Origin of the sequence: Streptomyces iakyrus (genome assembly GCF_000717055.1) — a bacterium.
Taxonomy (GTDB): domain Bacteria; phylum Actinomycetota; class Actinomycetes; order Streptomycetales; family Streptomycetaceae; genus Streptomyces; species Streptomyces iakyrus.
This window is the reverse complement of sequence record NZ_JNXI01000005.1, coordinates 129,968-148,529: the sequence shown is the minus strand read 5'-3', so window position 1 is coordinate 148,529 and position 18,562 is coordinate 129,968. Positions and strand designations below refer to the sequence as shown.

19 protein-coding genes are annotated in these 18,562 nt (G+C 71.5%); 13 read left to right on the top strand and 6 right to left on the bottom strand.

Going from position 1 to position 18,562, the window contains the following annotated elements; all coding sequences use genetic code 11:
- Nucleotides 1–327: 327 nt before the first annotated feature.
- Entirely contained in the window at nt 328–1,746 is a 1,419-nt protein-coding gene (locus tag OO68_RS11450; RefSeq protein ID WP_033308170.1) for a tetratricopeptide repeat protein, read from the bottom strand.
- 92 nt (nt 1,747–1,838) lie between these two features.
- On the opposite strand from OO68_RS11450, the gene OO68_RS11445 reads away from it, so the two are divergent.
- Nucleotides 1,839–3,257, top strand: a complete 1,419-nt coding sequence (locus OO68_RS11445; protein ID WP_033308169.1) for an FAD-binding oxidoreductase — start codon at nt 1,839–1,841, stop codon at nt 3,255–3,257.
- 11 nt (nt 3,258–3,268) lie between these two features.
- On the opposite strand, the gene OO68_RS11440 is transcribed toward OO68_RS11445, so the two are convergent.
- Nucleotides 3,269–3,679 (bottom strand): SsgA family sporulation/cell division regulator, encoded by a 411-nt coding sequence (locus OO68_RS11440; protein WP_033308168.1) that lies wholly within the window; start codon nt 3,677–3,679, stop codon nt 3,269–3,271.
- A gap of 244 nt (nt 3,680–3,923) precedes the next feature.
- Here OO68_RS11440 and OO68_RS11435 point away from each other — a divergent pair, with 244 nt between their 5' ends.
- Both OO68_RS11435 and OO68_RS11430 read left to right on the top strand, forming a co-directional pair.
- Nucleotides 3,924–5,744, top strand: a complete 1,821-nt coding sequence (locus OO68_RS11435) for an RDD family protein (protein WP_078625252.1) — start codon at nt 3,924–3,926, stop codon at nt 5,742–5,744.
- Nucleotides 5,745–5,804: 60 nt separating this feature from the next.
- Nucleotides 5,805–6,491 carry an RDD family protein gene (locus OO68_RS11430; protein ID WP_033308166.1) on the top strand — a complete coding sequence of 229 codons (687 nt, stop codon included), beginning with the start codon at nt 5,805–5,807 and terminating at the stop codon, nt 6,489–6,491.
- Nucleotides 6,492–6,524: 33 nt separating this feature from the next.
- Here the strand turns inward: OO68_RS11430 and OO68_RS11425 are convergent, their stop codons facing one another.
- Nucleotides 6,525–6,803, bottom strand: coding sequence for a hypothetical protein (locus OO68_RS11425; protein ID WP_033308260.1), 279 nt, complete (start codon nt 6,801–6,803; stop codon nt 6,525–6,527).
- Nucleotides 6,804–7,219: 416 nt separating this feature from the next.
- Here OO68_RS11425 and OO68_RS11420 point away from each other — a divergent pair, with 416 nt between their 5' ends.
- Together OO68_RS11420 and OO68_RS11415 are read left to right on the top strand one after the other, a co-directional pair.
- Nucleotides 7,220–9,568 carry an immune inhibitor A domain-containing protein gene (locus tag OO68_RS11420; RefSeq protein WP_033308165.1) on the top strand — a complete coding sequence of 783 codons (2,349 nt, stop codon included), beginning with the start codon at nt 7,220–7,222 and terminating at the stop codon, nt 9,566–9,568.
- A 122-nt stretch (nt 9,569–9,690) separates the two neighbouring features.
- Entirely contained in the window at nt 9,691–10,035 is a 345-nt protein-coding gene (locus OO68_RS11415) for a hypothetical protein (RefSeq protein ID WP_033308164.1), read from the top strand.
- A gap of 28 nt (nt 10,036–10,063) precedes the next feature.
- On the opposite strand, the gene OO68_RS11410 is transcribed toward OO68_RS11415, so the two are convergent.
- Nucleotides 10,064–10,654, bottom strand: a complete 591-nt coding sequence (locus OO68_RS11410) for an isochorismatase family protein (RefSeq protein WP_033308163.1) — start codon at nt 10,652–10,654, stop codon at nt 10,064–10,066.
- 114 nt (nt 10,655–10,768) lie between these two features.
- Complete coding sequence (locus tag OO68_RS11405; protein ID WP_033308162.1) at nt 10,769–12,115, bottom strand: nicotinate phosphoribosyltransferase; 1,347 nt, start codon at nt 12,113–12,115, stop codon at nt 10,769–10,771.
- 107 nt (nt 12,116–12,222) lie between these two features.
- On the opposite strand from OO68_RS11405, the gene clpS reads away from it, so the two are divergent.
- The 7 genes from clpS to OO68_RS11375 all read left to right on the top strand — a co-directional run bounded on the left by clpS (nt 12,223) and on the right by OO68_RS11375 (nt 17,072).
- Nucleotides 12,223–12,540, top strand: coding sequence for an ATP-dependent Clp protease adapter ClpS (gene clpS / locus OO68_RS11400; protein WP_031102986.1), 318 nt, complete (start codon nt 12,223–12,225; stop codon nt 12,538–12,540).
- Nucleotides 12,541–12,572: 32 nt separating this feature from the next.
- Nucleotides 12,573–13,178 carry a DUF2017 domain-containing protein gene (locus OO68_RS11395; RefSeq protein WP_033308161.1) on the top strand — a complete coding sequence of 202 codons (606 nt, stop codon included), beginning with the start codon at nt 12,573–12,575 and terminating at the stop codon, nt 13,176–13,178.
- Nucleotides 13,179–13,542: 364 nt separating this feature from the next.
- Nucleotides 13,543–14,970, top strand: coding sequence for an amino acid permease (locus OO68_RS11390; RefSeq protein ID WP_033308160.1), 1,428 nt, complete (start codon nt 13,543–13,545; stop codon nt 14,968–14,970).
- Nucleotides 14,971–15,103: 133 nt separating this feature from the next.
- Nucleotides 15,104–15,526, top strand: coding sequence for a M67 family metallopeptidase (locus tag OO68_RS11385; protein ID WP_033308159.1), 423 nt, complete (start codon nt 15,104–15,106; stop codon nt 15,524–15,526).
- Nucleotides 15,527–15,624: 98 nt separating this feature from the next.
- Entirely contained in the window at nt 15,625–15,720 is a 96-nt protein-coding gene (locus OO68_RS48450; RefSeq protein ID WP_311125941.1) for a putative leader peptide, read from the top strand.
- 116 nt (nt 15,721–15,836) lie between these two features.
- Nucleotides 15,837–16,115 (top strand): MoaD/ThiS family protein, encoded by a 279-nt coding sequence (locus tag OO68_RS11380; RefSeq protein WP_033308158.1) that lies wholly within the window; start codon nt 15,837–15,839, stop codon nt 16,113–16,115.
- 6 nt (nt 16,116–16,121) lie between these two features.
- Nucleotides 16,122–17,072 (top strand): PLP-dependent cysteine synthase family protein, encoded by a 951-nt coding sequence (locus tag OO68_RS11375; RefSeq protein ID WP_033308157.1) that lies wholly within the window; start codon nt 16,122–16,124, stop codon nt 17,070–17,072.
- A 61-nt stretch (nt 17,073–17,133) separates the two neighbouring features.
- On the opposite strand, the gene OO68_RS11370 is transcribed toward OO68_RS11375, so the two are convergent.
- Complete coding sequence (locus OO68_RS11370) at nt 17,134–17,583, bottom strand: type II toxin-antitoxin system PemK/MazF family toxin (RefSeq protein WP_033308156.1); 450 nt, start codon at nt 17,581–17,583, stop codon at nt 17,134–17,136.
- A gap of 213 nt (nt 17,584–17,796) precedes the next feature.
- Between OO68_RS11370 and OO68_RS11365 the strand changes: the two genes are divergently transcribed.
- A complete protein-coding gene (locus OO68_RS11365) occupies nt 17,797–18,549 on the top strand; it encodes an MBL fold metallo-hydrolase (protein ID WP_033308155.1) in 753 nt (250 codons plus the stop codon).
- Nucleotides 18,550–18,562 lie beyond the last annotated feature (13 nt).

Genomic DNA, 18,562 nt, shown 5'->3' with positions numbered 1-18,562 from the left:
CGGGCGCCGGGGCCGACGCCCCGCGGGGGCCCGTCGGCGTAGTGCGGGCCCGTGCCTCGACGGGCGGCAGGCGGCAGTCGCGGCGGTCCCCGGGGCTCGGGCCGTACTCGGCCACCCCGCGCCGTCGTCCCTCTCGGCACCCTTCGTCCGGCGGCTCTCCCAGCGCCTCTACGGCCGCCCGAGGTACGGCGCGGGTTCGTTCCCTCGCCGGTGGCCGTCGTCGTGCCCGCCGCACCGCGTGCCTCCGCCACCGAGCCCCGGGTGATGCCCCGCGAGCCCGTGCCCCGCCGGGCGGTCGCAGCCGGCGGCCCCCGGGGGCGTGCCCGCCTACCCCGCTCCGGCGTCCATCTCGGGCACCCCCTCGTCCGGCGGCTCGCCCAGCGCCTCGAGTGCCGCCCGCGCCGTGGGCGCATGCAAGGGTGAGAAGTGCGGGTTGATCCGCAGGGCCTCGGTGAGGTGGCGTCGGGCGGCGCCGTGGCGGTTCAGCTCCTGCTCGATCATGCCCCGGTGGTACCAGTACACCGCGTCGCCCAGCCCGCCCCCGCGTTCGGGGTCCGTCGCCCGCAGGGCGAAGCGCAAGGCCTGCGCGGGCTTCCCGGCCCGGTACAGTGCCCACCCCAGCGCGTCGGCGGCCTCCAGGGTGGGGCGGCGCTGCCACTCCGCCCGCAACCGCCGTACCGCTGCCGCCGGATCACCGTGGTCGGCCTCCAGCCGCCCCAGCACCAGCCCCTCGTCGGCCCCGCCCGCGGCAGCGCCCCGCACCCGCTCCCGCAGCAGGCCGTACTGGGCCCGGGCCTCACCCCGCATGCCCAGCGACTCGTACAACTCACCCAGTTCCAGGGCGTACCGCGGACACGGCTGCCCGGCGAGGGCCGACCGGTAGGCCTTCAGCGCCTGCGCCGTCCGGCCGAGGGCCGCCAGTGCCCGGCCCTGCCCGGCCCGCGCGGCCCACTGGCCGGGGTCGAGGCGGACCGCCTCGCGGAAGTGCCGCAGCGCGGCAGCGGGATCGCCGCGTTCGAAGGCCAGGCGCCCGGCCTGCTCCAGATAGGCCGCCCGCTCCACGGGAGCCCGCGCACCCGCCGCCGCGTCCGCCAGCGAGGCCGCCGCGTCCTCCAGCCGGCCCCGGTCCCGGTACACCGCCGCGGCCCGCGCGAGCACGGCGGGGCCGGAGCGCAACTCCGTGAGGCGGTCCAGCGTCCGCTCGGCCGCCCGGTACGCGCCGAGCCCGGTGTAGGCGTCGATGAGCAGCGGGTACGTCGTCCACCGCCGCGGCTCCAGCTTGAGCGCCGCCTCGCCCCACCGGCGCCCGGCGCGGAAGTCCCGGCGGGCGTTCGCCAGCGCGGCGAGCCCCGCCATCGCCCGGGTGTTGCGCCGCGGCCGCACCTCCAGCGACGCGTGCAACGCCCTCTCCGCTCGCGGGTAGTACGCCGGATCCGCGAGCCGCAACCCCCGCTCCACGTAGGCCGCCCCGAGCACCGCCCAGGACGCCGCGTCCCCGGGCCGGTCCCGTACGGCCTTCTCCCGCTCGCCGATCAGCTCCGCCAGGCCGGGCAGCGTGGCCGGCACGCCACTGCCGACCGCGGCCCTGGCCGACGCCCCGGGCGACGGGGGAGCGGGCTCGGCAGGCTCCCGCGGCAGCAGCATCAGCACCCCGCCCAGCACGGCACACCCCGCGACGGAGGCGATCAGCACCCGACGGCGTCGCACGCCACTCGCCCGCACCGGGCCCTCCTGCTGGTTCTCCATGGCGCTCACTGTGCGTCAGTACGACGACCACACCCGGGCAGCCGAAGGGTCCGCCCGACGGGGTTCACACCGATGGCCCCCGGTGCGAACCTGTGATCATGAGCCGTATCGAAGCGCCCCGCTCCGACGACGACACCGCAGCGACCGGCGACCTCGTCGGCCTGCTCCTCGGCGGCCTCCCCGCCGAAGCGGTCCTCACCGACCCCGACGTCACGCACTCCTACGCCAACGACATGGCGAGCTTCTGCCCGGCCGGCGCCCCGGCCGTGGTCGTGCTGCCCCGCACGACCGAGCAGGTCCAGCACGTGATGCGCACCGCCACCGCACTGCGCGTCCCCGTCGTCCCGCAGGGCGCCCGCACCGGGCTGTCCGGCGCCGCCAACGCCTCCGACGGCTGCATCGTGCTCTCCCTGACGAAGATGGACCGGATCCTGGAGATCAACCCGGTCGACCGCATCGCCGTGTGCGAACCGGGCGTGGTCAACGCCGCCCTGTCCCGCGCCGTCGGCGAACACGGCCTGTACTACCCGCCGGACCCCTCCAGCTGGGAGATGTGCACCATCGGCGGCAACATCGGCACCGCCTCCGGCGGCCTGTGCTGCGTGAAGTACGGGGTCACCGCCGAGTACGTGCTCGGGCTGGACGTGGTGCTCGCCGACGGGCGCCTCCTGTCCACCGGCCGCCGCACCGCCAAGGGCGTCGCCGGCTACGACCTGACCCGCCTGTTCGTCGGCTCCGAGGGCTCGCTCGGCATCGTCGTGCGGGCGGTCCTCGGGCTGCGCCCCAAGCCGCCCGAGCAGCTGGTGCTGGCCGCCGAGTTCGCCTCCGCCGCCGCGGCCTGCGACGCCGTCTGCCGCATCATGGAGGGCGGCCACGTCCCGTCACTCCTCGAACTCATGGACCGTACGACGGTCAAGGCCGTCAACGCCATGGCGCAGATGGGCCTCCCCGAGAGCACCGAGGCCCTGCTCCTGGCCGCGTTCGACACCACCGCCCCGGCCGCCGACCTCGCCGCCGTCGGCGCCCTGTGCGAAGCGGCCGGTGCCACCCAGGTCGTCCCCGCCGACGACGTGGCCGAGTCCGAACTGCTGCTCCAGGCACGGCGTCTGTCGCTCACCGCGCTGGAGGCGGTCAAGGGCGTGACGATGATCGACGACGTGTGCGTGCCGCGCTCCCGGCTCGCCGAGATGCTCGAAGGCGTCGACAGGATCGCCGGAAAGTACCGGCTCACCATCGGCGTCGTCGCCCATGCGGGGGACGGCAACACCCATCCGACGGTCTGCTTCGACCCGGCCGACCCCGACGAGTCCCGGCGCGCCCGCGAGTCCTTCGACGAGATCATGGCCCTCGGCCTGGAACTGGGCGGCACCATCACCGGCGAACACGGCGTCGGGGTCCTGAAGAAGGAGTGGCTCGCGCGCGAGATCGGCCCCGTGGGCATGGAGATGCAGCGGGCCGTCAAGCAGGCCTTCGACCCGCTGGGCATCCTGAACCCGGGCAAGCTCTTCTGAGCCCGGGGCCCTCACTGGGCGAGCAACTGGGCCAGCTCGTCGTCAAGACCGAGCTGTTCGCCCTCCGTCCCGGGCGGCACCACCCGCAGCGTGCGCTCCAGCCAGGCCGACACCACCGTCGCCGGAGCCTCCAGCAGGGCGTCCCCGTCGGGTGAACTCAGCGCCATCAGCACGACGCTGCGCCCCTCGGTCTTCGTCGGCCACACCCGCACGTCCCCCTGCCCGCACGGCCGGAATACGCCCTCGACCAGCAGGTCCCGCGCGAACGTCCAGTACACCGGGTGCTTGGTGTCGATGTGGAAGGTGACGTGGACGGCGTAGGGGTCGTCCGTGAGGTACCCGAGCCGGGCCGGCACGGGGATCCTGCGCTCCGGCGACAGGACGAGTTTCAGCTCCAGTTCCCGCTCCACCACGGTGTGCACGGCGGTCTCCCTTCTCCTGACGGCTGCCCGCGAGGGCCGGTCAGGAGGAGAGAGCGGGCGCGGGCCGCGGCATTACGCGCCTTCCCGGAAGTTTTTTCGCAGGGGGGTCCGCCGGAGGGGCGCGGTGCGTAGCACATCGGTGCTCGAAAGGGGTGGGTCCGGTGGGAGCGGCGGTGGGGCTTGCGCACGTCTGATAGATGTGGAGGCCCCCATTTGGCCCCCGAGCAGATACGGGACGACGGACATGAGCGCCCCAACCCCGGCCCCCGGTGACGACAGGCCCCGCGAAGGGTATTACCCGGACCCGTCCATTCCTGGATATGTCCGGTACTGGAACGGCGCCTCCTGGGTGCCGGGCACCAGCCGTCCGGCGCCCCGGGACGGCGAGTCGCTCGCGCCGCCGCCCGGAGCGGGGACGGCGCAGCCCGCCTCGGTCGAGGAGACCGGCCCGCACTTCTTCGACGAGGACCCCGTCGAGGAGCCGTCCGAGTCGCCGTCCGCCGCCGACGCCCAGCACGGCAGCCGTCCCGAACCGGCCTCCGCCTGGGGCGCGGACCGCTCGCGCCAGTCCGGCTTCGGCGGCGGCCAGGACCGCCGCGTCTCGTGGGGCGCGCCGCAGGGGGCGCAGGGCGCCGACCCGAGGGTGTCGCCCTCCGGCCCGCGACCCGACGGAGAGGCCGCCCGCACCGACGGCGCGGCGAACGTCCCGCCGTCCGACCAGGAGGCGAGCGCGGCGGCGGGGGGCAGCACGTTCGTGTTCCGCCGCCCGGCGGGGCAGACGGGGCAGCCCGGGGGAGGGGCCCCGGCCGACGCCCCCGACGACGGCACGATGACGTTCCGCGCGGTGTCCCCGCGCACGGGTCCGGCCGGTGGTGGCTCGAAACCGGCCGGGGGGCCGGGGGGTTCGGACCGCGGGGCGGCGGGTTCCGGCGGCAGCTCCGGCGGCGCCGGCTTCGGACCGGCGGGATCGGGCGGTGGCGCGGCGGCGTCCGGCTTCGCAGGGCAGGGCGGGGCCGCGGGCTCCGGTTTCGGCCCGGCGGGGCCGGGCGGCGACTCGGCGGCCTCCGGTTCCGGCGGGCAAGGCGGAGCAGCCGCCTCCGGCTTCGGGCCGGCCGGCCCGGGCAGTGGTGTGGCGGCATCCGCCTTCGGCGGCCGGCCCGCAGCGGCGGGTGCCGGCCCGTCGGGTCCCGCGTTCGGCGCGCAGACCGGGCCGACCGGTTCCGGCAGCGGTTCCGCGGGGCCCGGCTTCGGCGCGGGCAAGGCGGCCGCCGCCCGCGCCTCCGCCGCGCAGGCCGGTGCCGGAAGCGCGGCGGCCCAGGCCTCCGGGGCCGCCCCGACGGCGCTGTCCGGACCCCAGGCGGCGCCCGTCGTCCCCGCGCAGTCCGGCGGGCCCGGCAGCGCCCAGCCCGGCGCCGCGGCCTCCTCCGGTACGCCCCTCAGCCCGGGCCCCGGTGGCGGCCAGTCCTCCTGGGCGCAACAGGTGCACCGGCTCGCCGGAGCCGGCGGCGGTGACGAACAGCCCGTCACACCCTGGAAGCCGCCGGTCGAGGACGTGTTCCAGGCGGCCGCCCGGCGCCAGGCGGAGGCCCGCCCGGCCGGGCTCGGCAAGCGGCTGGTGGCCCGGCTGCTGGACACCGTCGTGCTCGCCGCGCTCACCGCTTCGGCCGCCGTCCCGCTCGGCACCAAGGCCATCGACCACGTCAACGAGAAGATTGACGCGGCCAAGCTCTCCGGCGAGACCGTCACGGTCTGGCTGCTCGACGGCACCACCTCGGTCTACCTCGGCATCATCCTGGCCGTGCTGCTGCTCGCCGGCGTGCTCTGCGAGGTGCTGCCCACCGTCAAGTGGGGTCGCACCCTCGGCAAGAAGCTGATGGGCCTCGACGTCCGCGACATCGAGGGCCACGACTCGCCCGGCTTCGGCGCGGCCCTGCGCCGCTGGCTGGTCTACAGCGTGCCCGGGCTCCTCGTCGTGGGGATCGTCGGCGTCGCCTGGTGCCTCTTCGACCGGCCCTGGCGCCAGTGCTGGCACGACAAGGCCGCGCACACGTTCGTGGCGGGCTGACCTCCCTCGGACGGATCTCCGCCGGATGCGGAAACCGGGGGTTCGCGGTCGACTCGGGCCATGAGCAGCGAACCGCCCTCCGGCTCCGGTCAGCAGCCCCCGGAAGACGACCCGTTCCGCAAGCGCCCCCCGAACGAGCCACCCGGCCGGGGCGCGGACTCGCCCTACGGCAGCGAACCCCCGCCGTACGGGGGCGGCGGCCCGGGCGGTCCCGGCGGTCCGGGCGACGGCTTCGGAGGCGGCCCCTACGGCGGTGATCCGTACGGCGGCGGTTCCTACCCCACCGACCCCCTCGCCGGGATGCCCCCGCTCGGCGACAGCGGCAAGCGCACACTCGCGCGCATCATCGACATGATCCTGGTGGGTGCCGTCGTCTGGCTGATCACGTGGGGTTTCGGCGTCAACGAGTACGACGTGGACAGCGACCGCATCGAGGTCGGCAAGTCGTTCTGGCAGTCGGGGGTCGCCGCCGTCCTCTACATCGCCTACGACACCGTCCTGACCGCGCGGACCGGCCAGACCCTCGGCAAGAAGCTGCTGCACATGCGGGTGGCCAACCTGGACAACGGTGCGACGCCCTCCGTGCAGAACGCGCTGGCGCGCGCCGCGGTGCTGTGGCTCCCGTTCGCCTTCTGCTGCGCGTGCGTCTGGACCGCGATCTGCGGCGGCTGGAGCTTCTTCGACCGGCCCTACAAGCAGGGCCTGCACGACAAGGCGGCCAAAACGGTGGTGGTCAGCACCGATTGAGGTGCAGAGGGATGAACCGGGTGCAGCGGGCGGTCAGGAGGCCGCCCGTTCGCGTACCGGCTCGTGGGCCGGTGCCGGGACCGAGGCCCTCAGCGGTTCCGGGGACGCGGGCTGTTCCACCCCGGCGGGGCGCTTCTGGGGCAGCGGCACCGTCATGGCGACCAGCAGCCCGAGGGCGAGCGCCGCGACGGCGATGACCGCGATCCCCGCACCCGAACTCGTCTGAGACAGCAGCAGCATGGCGAAGGTCGAGAAGATCACGGTGCACGAACCGTAGGCGAGCTGTGCGGCAGTCGGACGGGGCATGGCCATCATGTCCTCGAAAGTGGGGGTCCACGGCGGTGTCGGCCTGGCATTGCGCCGGTCTCCGGGCGTCCGGCCATCCGACATTCTCACCGGCAGGGTGCCCGACCGGAACCGGCGGTAAGCGTGACCTAATCAACAAGGGCGGTGCACAGGGGGCGCACGGAGTCATGACGTCCACCTGGTGGACATATGCGCGCGCCCGCACGGCCGGTGGGGCGTGTCCCGGGACAACCGTTTGGTTGTCCGTAAAACGAACGTTGCCTCCGCATAGTGCACTTGACCTGTGCAAGTCAAGGTCTGTCTTTTCTTCTAAACCTCTAGTCAAATGTCGTCACTTGACTACACGCGTTGATCACGCGCGCGCGGATTTCCACGACCGGGACCCTGCCTGCCGCGCGCCCGAACGCGGGGGAGGATCTCAAGTGACCAGTAGACCCTGGACGTTCAGAGCGGCCGCCATAAGCGTGGCGCTCGCGGCGGCCACCACCACCGCCTCGACCTACGCGGTGGCCGACGACGCCCCGGCTCCCCGGTCCACCACCGTGGACCGGCACGACCCGGCGGAACGCCACCACGACGAGCACGACCTCGAAGGACCGCTGAGCAAGACGCAGGACGCCCAGCGCCAGGAGGCCCTGAACCAGGTGCTCTCGGGCAAGAGCAAGGTCAAGAACCGCGAGGGCTCGAAGGTCGTCCAGCTCAAGAGCAAGAAGGGCGACGCCAAGTACGTCGAGCTCGGCCGCGAGAAGACCGACAAGATCTTCACGATCCTGGTCGAGTTCGGCGACCAGGTCGACAGCCGCTACGGCGGCACCCCGGGCCCGCTGCACAACGCGATACCCAAGCCCGACCGCAAGAAGGACAACTCCACGGCCTGGCGGGCCGACTACGACCGGGACTACTTCCAGGACCTGTACTTCGGTTCCGGCAAGGGCGTCGACTCCGTCAAGACCTACTACGAGAAGCAGTCCTCGGGCCGCTACTCGGTCGAGGGCGAGGTCTCCGACTGGGTCAAGGTCCCCTACAACGAGGCGCGCTACGGCAACAACGCCTGCGGCGACACCAACTGCTCCAGCGTGTGGAACGTCGTCAGCGACGGTCTGAACGCCTGGGTCTCCCAGCAGAAGGCAGCGGGGAGGACCGACGCGCAGATCAAGGCGGACGTCGCGCGCTTCGACGAGTGGGACCGCTACGACTTCGACGGCGACGGCGACTTCAACGAGCCCGACGGCTACATCGACCACTTCCAGATCGTGCACGCCGGCGAGGACGAGTCCGCGGGCGGCGGCGCCCAGGGCACCGACGCGATCTGGGCCCACCGCTGGTACGCCTTCGGCACCGACGCCGGCGCCACCGGCCCCGAGAACAACAAGCTCGGCGGCGCCAAGATCGGCGACACCGGCATCTGGGTCGGCGACTACACCGTCCAGCCGGAGAACGGCGGACTCGGCGTCTACGCCCACGAGTACGGCCACGACCTCGGTCTGCCCGACCACTACGACACCGCGGGCGGCGAGAACTCCACCGGCTTCTGGACGCTGATGTCGTCCGGTTCCTGGCTCGGCACCGGCAAGAACGAGATCGGCGACCTGCCCGGCGACATGACCGCCTGGGACAAGCTTCAGCTCGGCTGGCTGAACTTCGACAAGGCCAAGGCCGGCGTCAACTCCTGGCACAAGCTGGGCGTGGCGGAGTACAACACCAAGCACAAGCAGGCCCTGGTCGTCGACCTCCCCAAGAAGGCGGTCACCACCGAGGTCGTCACCCCCGCCGAGGGCAAGACCCAGTGGTGGAGCGGCAGCGGTGACAACCTCAAGAACACTCTGACGCGTTCGGTCGACCTGACCGGCAAGTCGAAGGCGCAGCTGACCCTCGACGGCTGGTACGACATCGAGGCCAACTACGACTTCCTCTACACCGAGGTCTCGACCGACGGCGGCGCCAACTGGACCGCCGTCGACGGCACGGTGGACGGCCAGCCGATCCAGCGCGACGCCAGCGACAAGCCGGTCCTGACCGGCACGGTCGACGGTTACAAGAAGCTCGCCTTCCCGCTCGACGCCTACGCGGGCAAGAAGATCGACCTCCGCTTCCGCTACCAGACCGACGGCGGCGTGGCCCAGAAGGGCTTCGCGGCCGACGCGATCACGGTGACGGCCGACGGTGCGCCCGTCTTCTCCGACAACGCCGAGAGCGCGGACGCCGCGTGGAAGGCCACCGGCTTCTCCCGCATCGGCGCGTCCTTCACCAAGGACTACGCGCAGTACTACATCGCCGAGAACCGGCAGTACGTGTCGTACGACAAGACCCTCAAGGTCGGCCCGTACAATTTCGGCTTCACGGCGCGCCCGGACTGGGTGGAGCACTACGCGTACCAGAACGGCCTGCTGATCTGGAAGTGGGACACCTCCCAGGTCGACAACAACACCAGCCAGCACAAGGGCACCGGTCTGGTCCTGCCGGTCGACTCGCACCCCACCGCGCTGAAGTGGACCGACGGCACACTGATGCGCAACCGCATCCAGGCCTACGACTCGCCGTTCAGCCTCTACCGCACCGACGGCATGACGCTGCACAAGGCGGACGTGGCGAAGTACATCCCGGGGTCGAAGGGCGTCTCGGTCTTCAACGACCGGAAGAACACCTACTACGACGAGTCGAACCCCACCGCGGGTGTCAAGATCACTGACACCAACACGAAGATCAAGATCCTCAAGGAAGCCAAGGACGGCTCGACGATCGAGCTCGAGGTCGGCGCCGCGGGTAGGTAATCCGCATCCTTGCAGGTCAGAACATGATCGGCGGTGACCCACTGGCGGGTCACCGCCGATCCGTGTTTAGGTGCGTCCTGTGGCTCTCTTATTGACACCGACCGACACGGGGGGATGAGCGCATGGCCGCAGGAGGCTTCTGCAAGCTGCCGAACGGCACGGTGGTGGTGGCACTGAACCTGCCCAGCCCCGCCGCCGACGGCCCCGGCGCCGTCCGCGTCCTCGTCCACTCGGTGAACCGGGCCCGGGCCCTGACCAGGCTCCGCAACCTCGGTCTGCGGTCGGTCTACCTGCGCGGCAACGCCGCCCCGCCGACCCCCGACGAGGTCACGGCGGTCCTGCACCACCCGGACGGCCTCATATGGCGCACGGCCCCCGACAACGGTGTCGCGTCGGGCCCCGACCTGGCCCAGGAACTGTGGCGGCCGATCAGAGCACTCCTCAGGCGCCCGACGGCCCAGACCTGACCGGCGGACACCCCGCCGGCACCGGGGGCTACAGCACGACCGGCTTGCCCGACAGCTCCACGCCCGCCCGGCGCAGCTCCTCCAGGGCCCGCTCGGTGCTCTCCTGGGCCACCCCGGCCGTCAGGTCCAGCAGGACCTGCGTACGGAAGCCCTCCCGGGCGGCGTCGAGGGCCGTGGCGCGTACGCAGTGGTCCGTGGCGATGCCGACCACGTCGACCTCGGTGACATCGCGTGAGCGCAGCCAGTCGGCCAGGGGCGTGCCGTTCTCGTCCGCGCCCTCGAAACCGCTGTACGCCGCCGAGTACGCTCCCTTGTCGAACACCGCGTCGATCGAGCCGGAGGCGACGGCGGGGGCGAAATTCGGGTGGAAGCCGACGCCCTCCGTGCCGGCGACGCAGTGCGCGGGCCAGGAGCGGGCGTAGTCCGGGTTGGCGGAGAAGTGGCCGCCTGGGGCGATGTGGTGGTCGCGGGTGGCCACGACGTGCTGGTAGCCGGACCCGGCCGCCTGCCCGATCAGCTCGGTGACGGCGGCGGCCACGTCGGCACCACCGGCCACCGCGAGGCTGCCCCCTTCGCAGAAGTCGTTCTGCACATCGACGACGATCAAGGCGCGGCGCATGGTCGGTGTCCTTCGGCTATGAGGTCGGCAAGCCCGGCCGTTGGACCACCGAGCCTATTGACAGAGGGGAGCGGACGGGAGGGGGCGAGGGTCGGCGCGTCACGGCACACGCCATTAGCTACCCGAGCTCTCGTGCAGGTACTCCGTGGGAAGGACGGGCTCCCCGCGCGAGAGCTGCGTGGCCGACATCGGGAGACTCGCGCGCGCCCTCGTGTGCCGCTCGCGCGCCGCGTCCAGGGGCTCGCGCGCCACCACCTCGCCGCCCTTGACCAGCTCCACCAGCAGCTGCCGGTCCGCGAGCCCGGCCGGCACCGGCCCGGTCCCGATCACCTCGGCCTCGGCGACCCCGTAGGAGTCCAGCCGCCGCGCGGCCCACTTGCGCCCGCCGACCGACGTCTTGCCGCCCGTGGACTTCTTCGCCACCGGCACCAGCGGCGCCTTCGGGCCCGCGGACTCGGCCCGCGCGACCAGCTTGTAGACCATCGAGGAGGTGGGGTGGCCGGAACCGGTCACCAGCTGCGTCCCGACGCCGTAGGCGTCCACCGGCGCCGCGGCCAGCGAGGCGATCGCGTACTCGTCCAGGTCCGAGGTCACGACGATCTTCGTGTCCGTCGCGCCCAGCTCGTCCAGTTGCTGGCGCACCCGGTGCGCCACCAGCAGCAGGTCACCGGAGTCGATCCGCACCGCGCCCAGCTCGGTCCCGGCGACCTCGACGGCCGTGCGGACTGCCTCGGCGACGTCGTAGGTGTCCACCAGCAGCGTGGTGCCCCGGCCCAGCGTGTTCACCTGGGCCTGGAAGGCGTCCCGCTCGCTGTCGTGCAGCAGGGTGAAGGCGTGCGCGGAGGTGCCGACGGTCGGGATGCCGTAGCGGAAGCCGGCCGCCAGGTCGGAGGTGGTCGCGAAGCCGCCGACGTACGCGGCCCGGGAGGCCGCCACCGCCGCCAGCTCGTGGGTGCGCCGGGCACCCATCTCGATCAGCGGCCGGTCACCCGCCGCCGCCGACATGCGCGAGGCGGCCGCGGCGATCGCGGAGTCGTGGTTGAGGATCGACAGGATCACGGTCTCCAGCAGCACGCACTCGGCGAAGGTGCCCTCGACCCGCATGATCGGCGAGCCCGGGAAGTACACCTCGCCCTCGGGGTAGCCCCAGATGTCGCCGCGGAACCGGTAGCCGGCCAGCCACTGGAGGGTCTCCTCGTCGACGATCCCCCGCTCGCGCAGGAAGTTCAGCACGGCCGTGTCGAAGCGGAAGTTCTCCACCGCGTCCAGCACCCGGCCGGTGCCGCCCACGACGCCGTAGCGGCGCCCGTCCGGCAGGCGCCGGGTGAAGACCTCGAACACGCTCCGCCGCTCGGCCGTGCCCGCCGTCAGGGCGGCCCGCAGCATCGTCAGCTCGTACTGGTCCGTGAAGAGCGCCGTCGAGGGAACGTCCACCGGCAGCCCAAGGTCCGCTGTGTTCATGAGAAGGAGCGTACCCCCATTTCGTCAATCTGACGATTGCGGTCCTCGGACACGCGATCGCCTTGCGGCCAGGCCCGTTTGTGCGACTACCCCCCTCGGGTGGCAGCATGGGCAGTGTGACGTCACCCGCGCCCCTGGAGATCGAACGCACCGAGTCGGCGGAGGAGGTCTTCGCCGTACCCGAGCCGGACGTCCCGTGGGTCACCATCGTCCACAATGACCCGGTCAACCTCATGAGCTACGTGACGTACGTCTTCCAGTCGTACTTCGGCTACTCCAAGGACAAGGCCACCAAGCTCATGCTCGACGTCCACCACAAGGGCCGGGCGGTCGTCTCCAGCGGCAGCCGCGAGGAGATGGAACGCGACGTGCAGGCCATGCACGGCTACGGCCTGTGGGCCACCCTCCAGCAGGACCGCAAGTAGCCAGCACCCCGCCCAGCAGCGAAAAGGCGTTCATGCCCGGAACCTTCGAACCGCTTCCCGGCGGCGGCGCGGCCGTCGCCCTCGACGACGTCGAGATCTCCATCATCCGGTCGCTGGCCGTCCAGCTCCTGGAGCTCATCGGCCCCGGCCCCGCCGAGGACAGCGGCGACCCGCTCGCCGATCTGTTCGCCGAGGGCCCCAGCGAACCGCCCAGCGACCCCGTCCTGAGGCGGCTCTTCCCGGACGCCTACAGCGACCCGGAGCAGCCCGCCTCGCCGCGGGACGCCGAGGAGCAGAAGGCGTACTCCGCTGAGTTCCGGCGCTACACCGAGAACGACCTGCGGGCCGGCAAGCGCGACAGCGCCCTCGCGGTGATCCGCTCCCTCGACGCTCTCTCCTCGGCCTCGGCCGGCGAGGGCGGCGCGGTGCTGAAGCTGTCGCCGGCGGAGTCCCAGCAGTGGCTGGGCGCCCTGAACGACCTGCGGCTCGCGATCGGCTCGCGGCTGGAGATCACCGACGACGAGGACACCGACCTCCTCTACCGCCTCCCGGACACGGACCCGCGCAAGCCGATGGTGATGGCCTACCTGTGGCTGGGTGGACTCCAGGAGACGCTGGTCGGAACCCTTATGGCCTGATCAGTGCAGGTTTCGTGACCGCTGGGTGACCAAACGGTGTTCGCTCAGAGGACACTCAAATCCGGATAACGATCCCGTCACCGCACCCGCCTTCTATGGCCCCCTCGAAAGCGTTTTGTCCGCTTTTCCCTGTGCGGTGTGCCACATCCCCCTCCCGCGATCAGTGTTGCGGCCGTGATAAATCTTCACGACCGCCCGGCAGAACACCACCCGAATGTTCGGCCGGGTGCGCCACCGAGCCGGCAACCGCCGACCAGGCACGAGCGGGCTTCGGGCCCGCTCAGCTCCATCATTCCGGGGGGATCGAAACCCGATCCGAGGCCGACGAGAGGCCCGGGTCGGCATGGAGAAAGGCGCACCACACATGACCTCTGCGCAGGTCGACACGGAAAACGTGCCCGAAGAGGGGTACGAGCGGGGACTCGGCAGTCGCCAGGTCCAGATGATCGCTATCGGCGGCGCCATCGGCGTCGGCCTGTTCATGGGTGCCGGAGCGAACATCGCCAAGGCGGGACCCAGCATCATCCTCATGTACGCCCTCGCCGGCGTCGTGATCTTCTTCATCATGCGGGCCCTGGGCGAGCTGCTCCTCTACCGGCCCGTCTCCGGCTCCTTCGCCGAGTACGCCCGCGAGTTCCTCGGCCCGTTCTTCGGGTTCGTCACGGGCTGGACGTACTGGCTCATGTGGGTGGTCACCGGAATGGCCGAACTGACGGCCGCCGCGATCTACATCCACTTCTGGTTCCCGGAGATCCCCCAGTGGGTCAGCGCCCTGGTGTTCCTGGTGGTGCTCTTCGGCGTCAACCTGATCTCCGTCAAGATCTTCGGCGAGGTCGAGTTCTGGTTCTCGATGATCAAGGTCACGGCCATCATCGGCATGATCGTCATCGGCCTCGGCGTGCTCACCCTCGGCTTCTCCGACGCCGGTGACACCGCCACCGTCTCCAACCTCTGGGCGCACGACGGCTTCTTCCCGAACGGCATCGGCTCCAGCCTGATGACGCTCCAGGGCGTCATGTTCGCCTACCTCGCCGTCGAGCTCGTCGGCGTCACCGCGGGCGAGTCCGAGAACCCCGAGAAGACCCTGCCCAAGGCCATCAACACCCTGCCCTGGCGCATCATCGTCTTCTACGTCGGCGCCCTGCTGGTGATCCTCTCCGTGGTCAAGTGGACCGAGTTCTCCGCAGGCGAGAGCCCGTTCGTGCACGCCTTCGGCAAGATCGGCATCCCGCTCGCCGCGGGCATCGTGAACTTCGTGGTGCTCACCGCGGCCCTGTCGTCCTGCAACTCGGGCATGTACTCCACCGGCCGCATGCTGCGCGACCTGGCCTCCAACAGCGAGGCGCCGCAGGCCTTCGGCAAGCTCAACGCCCGCAAGACGCCCGCCGTCGGCATCACCGTCTCCGTCGCGCTCATGGGCATCGGCGTCGTCCTGAACTACGTCGTCCCGGAGAAGGCGTTCCTCTACGTCACCTCCGTCGCCACCGCGGCCGGCATCTGGACCTGGATGATGATCCTCGTCAGCCACATCCGCTACCGCTCCGCGGTCGACGCGGGCCGGCTGCGCGCCTCGTCCTTCCCCGCTCCCGGCGGTGCGCTCTTCAGCTGGGTCGCACTGCTCTTCCTCATCGGCGTGACCTGCATGATCGCGTACGACAAGGACGCGCGGGTCTGCCTGTACGTCGCGGCCGGCTGGGCCGTCGCCCTCGGCGTCGGCTGGGCGGTGCTCAAGCGCCGCAACCCGCAGCTCACCGAGCGCCGCGGCGACGCGGAGTTCGAGAAGGTCGGCTGACCACACCGCGGGACGCCCAGCAGCAGGGAGTACTCGTGGCACTCCCTGCTGCTGCCGCTCAGGGCGTCCGGCATATGGGCCGTTCCGTACCAACCCTCGGTACGGAACGGCCCTTCTGCTTATCCTGACGAGCATGCTGACCATCACCCAGGCCCTCGTCGACCAGATCGTCGCCCACGCGCGCAAGGACCACCCCGACGAGGCGTGCGGCGTCGTCGCCGGACCGGCCGGCTCCGACCGCCCGGAGCGCTTCGTCCCCATGCTGAACGCGGCCATGTCGCCCACGTTCTACGAGTTCGACTCCGGTGATCTGCTCCGGCTCTACCGCGACATGGACGACCGCGACGAGGAGCCGGTGGTCATCTACCACTCCCACACCGCGACCGAGGCCTACCCCTCGCGCACGGACATCTCCTACGCGAACGAGCCGGGCGCCCACTACGTCCTCGTCTCCACCGCCGACACCGACGGCGCCGGCGAGTTCCAGTTCCGCTCCTTCCGGATCGTCGAGGGCGAGGTCACGGAGGAGGAGGTCCAGGTCGTCGAGGCATACTGAGGACGTCTGAACAGCACGGTCTCACTCCCCGGCCCGGAAACGTCCGTCATGTGGGATCACATTCCAGAACCCGGACCGGGAATCGATACGATGAGCCCATGGTTTTCCACGACGTGAGCGACAAGACGCCGGGCGAGCTGCTCGTGGCGCGGCTGCACGTCGACCTGTGCAGGCTCGCCAGCGCCATCTGTTGACGCAGGTCCCTGCCGCCGTACGGCCGTGAGCCGCGGCGCCGCACACACGCACCACCCCGCTGTTCCTGCGCTGCCGCGCGCCCCGACTGACTACTCCCGACAGGAGCCCTGAAGCCATGGCCATCGAGGTCCGCATCCCGACCATCCTCCGCACGTACACCGACGGTCAGAAGGCGGTGGAGGGCAGCGGTGACACCCTCGCCGACCTGTTCACCGACCTCGAGACCCGGCACGCCGGGATTCGCGCCCGCATCGTGGACGGCGACCAGCTGCGCCGCTTCGTCAACGTCTACCTGAACGATGAGGACGTCCGCTTCCTCGACGGCATCAACACCAAGCTGTCGGACGGCGACAACGTCACGATCCTGCCGGCCGTGGCCGGCGGCATGGTCTGATCGACCATGCGCTACGACTCCCCCCTGGCCGCGGTCGGCAACACCCCACTGGTGCGCCTGCCGCGGCTGTCGCCGTCCGCCGATGTCCGCATCTGGGCGAAGCTGGAGGACCGCAACCCGACGGGGTCGGTCAAGGACCGTCCGGCCCTGCACATGATCGAGCAGGCGGAGAAGGACGGCCGCCTGACCCCGGGCTGCACCATCCTGGAGCCGACGTCGGGCAACACCGGCATCTCCCTGGCCATGGCGGCGAAACTCAAGGGCTACCGCATCGTCTGCGTGATGCCGGAGAACACCTCGCAGGAACGCCGGGACCTGCTGGGCATGTGGGGCGCGGAGATCGTCTCCTCCCCGGCGGCGGGCGGTTCCAACACCGCCGTGCGCGTCGCCAAGGAGCTCTCGGCCGAGCACCCCGACTGGGTGATGCTCTACCAGTACGGCAACCCGGACAACGCGGGCGCCCACTACGCCACGACCGGCCCCGAGATCCTCGCCGACCTGCCCTCCGTCACGCACTTCGTGGCCGGCCTCGGCACCACCGGCACCCTCATGGGCGTCGGCCGCTTCCTGCGCGAGCACAAGCCGGACGTCCATATCGTCGCCGCCGAACCGCGCTACGACGACCTGGTCTACGGCCTGCGCAACCTCGACGAGGGCTTCGTCCCCGAGCTGTACGACGCGTCCGTGCTCACCAGCCGCTTCTCGGTCGGCTCGGCGGACGCGGTCACCCGCACCCGCGAGCTGCTCCAGCAGGAGGGCATCTTCGCCGGCGTCTCCACGGGCGCCGCGCTGCACGCCGCGATCGGCGTCGGCAAGAAGGCCGTCAAGGCGGGGGAGAGCGCCGACATCGTCTTCGTCGTCGCCGACGGCGGCTGGAAGTACCTCTCCACGGGCGTCTACACGGCGGCCACCACGGAGGAGGCCATCGACACGGTCCAGGGCCAGCTCTGGGCGTAGCCGACGGCGAGAACCCACACACAGAGGGCTGGAGTCCACGACTCCAGCCCTGTCCGGTTGCTCAGCCCGCCAGGTAGCGCACCCGGTCCCACAGCGCCGCGTCCACCACGCCGACCCGCCGCCTGAAGCCCCACACCGGGACCTCCCGCAGCTCGTCCGTCTCCAGGAAACTCGCCCGGGCCCGGACGTCACCCACCGAGCCGGGCGGCAGCGGGATCACCCCGGCGCGCTCGCCCCGGAACCGGGTGGTGATCTTCGCGACCGTCGCCCGCTCCCCGCGCACGGCCAGGACCAGACACGGGCGGTCCTTCGTACGGGCCTCGTCCTCGTAGGGCACGTCCGCCCACCAGATCTCCGCCGGCTGCGGCCGGCCCTCCGGCACGGCGGCCGGCACCGCCGTCCGGACCCGTCGGGCGGACGGCCGCCGGCCCCGGCCCCAGCCGTCGACGAGCGTGGCGACGAGCGCGAGCAGTACCACCGCGGCGAGCGCCAGCCACCAGGACGTGTCCATACTGAGACGTTACCGGCGCCGCCCCTGCCGCGCGCCCCCCTCGCGAGGATCACCTGCCGGCCCTGCCAGCCGAACCGGTGACAGCACAGGTGAGTTCGCCCACAACAGGCCTTTGTGGAGGAGCTACCGGAGGTTTTGCGCCTTACGCTCGACGGACCGCACGACCCCCGACGCCCCTCTCAGACTTATCCCGCCAGCGGAGGTTTCTGCTTCATGAAGCTCACCGTCGTCGGCTGCTCGGGGTCGTTCCCGTCCGCGGAATCGGCCTGCTCGAGCTACCTCGTCGAGGCCGACGGCTTCCGGCTGCTTCTCGACATGGGCAACGGTGCCCTGGGCGAGCTGCAGCGCCACTGCGGTCTCTACGACCTCGATGCGATCTTCCTCAGCCACCTGCACGCCGACCACTGCATCGACATGTGCGCGTACTTCGTCGCGCGCTACTACCGCCACGACGGCGGCCGCTGCGATCCACTCCCCGTCTTCGGCCCCGAAGGCACGGAACACCGGCTGACCACCGCCTACGCGGACACCCCCTCCGCCTCCTCCATGAGCGAGGTCTTCGACTTCCACACGGTCAAGCCGTCCACCTTCGAGATCGGCCCGTTCACGGTGCACACCGAGCGGGTCGCCCACCCGGTGGAGGCCTACGGCATCCGGATCGAGCACGGCGGCAAGGTCCTGACGTACTCCGGTGACACCGGCGTGAGCCCCGCGCTGGACGAACTCGCCCGGGACGCCGACCTGTTCCTGTGCGAGGCGGCCTTCACGCACGGCAAGGAGAACATCCCCGACCTGCACCTCAACGGCCGCGAGGCGGGTGAGACGGCGGCCCGGGCCGGAGCCCGCCGCCTGGTCCTCACCCACGTCCCGCCGTGGACGGACCCCCAGGTCAACCTCGCCGACGCCCGCGAGGTGTACGACGGTCCGGTGGACCTCGCAGCGCCCCGGCAGACGTACGAGATCTAGCACCGCATGCGCG

Bases quoted from the DNA above. Each gene is read 5' to 3' on its own strand.
- OO68_RS11450 (WP_033308170.1), bottom strand. From the start codon at position 1,746: ATGGAGAACCAGCAGGAGGGCCCGGTGCGGGCGAGTGGCGTGCGACGC.
- OO68_RS11435 (WP_078625252.1), top strand. From the start codon at position 3,924: ATGAGCGCCCCAACCCCGGCCCCCGGTGACGACAGGCCCCGCGAAGGG.
- OO68_RS11430 (WP_033308166.1), top strand. From the start codon at position 5,805: ATGAGCAGCGAACCGCCCTCCGGCTCCGGTCAGCAGCCCCCGGAAGAC.
- OO68_RS11425 (WP_033308260.1), bottom strand. From the start codon at position 6,803: ATGGCCATGCCCCGTCCGACTGCCGCACAGCTCGCCTACGGTTCGTGC.
- OO68_RS11415 (WP_033308164.1), top strand. From the start codon at position 9,691: ATGGCCGCAGGAGGCTTCTGCAAGCTGCCGAACGGCACGGTGGTGGTG.
- OO68_RS11410 (WP_033308163.1), bottom strand. From the start codon at position 10,654: ATGCGCCGCGCCTTGATCGTCGTCGATGTGCAGAACGACTTCTGCGAA.
- OO68_RS11405 (WP_033308162.1), bottom strand. From the start codon at position 12,115: ATGAACACAGCGGACCTTGGGCTGCCGGTGGACGTTCCCTCGACGGCG.
- clpS (WP_031102986.1), top strand. From the start codon at position 12,223: ATGGGCAGTGTGACGTCACCCGCGCCCCTGGAGATCGAACGCACCGAG.
- OO68_RS11395 (WP_033308161.1), top strand. From the start codon at position 12,573: ATGCCCGGAACCTTCGAACCGCTTCCCGGCGGCGGCGCGGCCGTCGCC.
- OO68_RS11390 (WP_033308160.1), top strand. From the start codon at position 13,543: ATGACCTCTGCGCAGGTCGACACGGAAAACGTGCCCGAAGAGGGGTAC.
- OO68_RS11385 (WP_033308159.1), top strand. From the start codon at position 15,104: ATGCTGACCATCACCCAGGCCCTCGTCGACCAGATCGTCGCCCACGCG.
- OO68_RS48450 (WP_311125941.1), top strand. From the start codon at position 15,625: ATGGTTTTCCACGACGTGAGCGACAAGACGCCGGGCGAGCTGCTCGTG.
- OO68_RS11380 (WP_033308158.1), top strand. From the start codon at position 15,837: ATGGCCATCGAGGTCCGCATCCCGACCATCCTCCGCACGTACACCGAC.
- OO68_RS11375 (WP_033308157.1), top strand. From the start codon at position 16,122: ATGCGCTACGACTCCCCCCTGGCCGCGGTCGGCAACACCCCACTGGTG.
- OO68_RS11370 (WP_033308156.1), bottom strand. From the start codon at position 17,583: ATGGACACGTCCTGGTGGCTGGCGCTCGCCGCGGTGGTACTGCTCGCG.
- OO68_RS11365 (WP_033308155.1), top strand. From the start codon at position 17,797: ATGAAGCTCACCGTCGTCGGCTGCTCGGGGTCGTTCCCGTCCGCGGAA.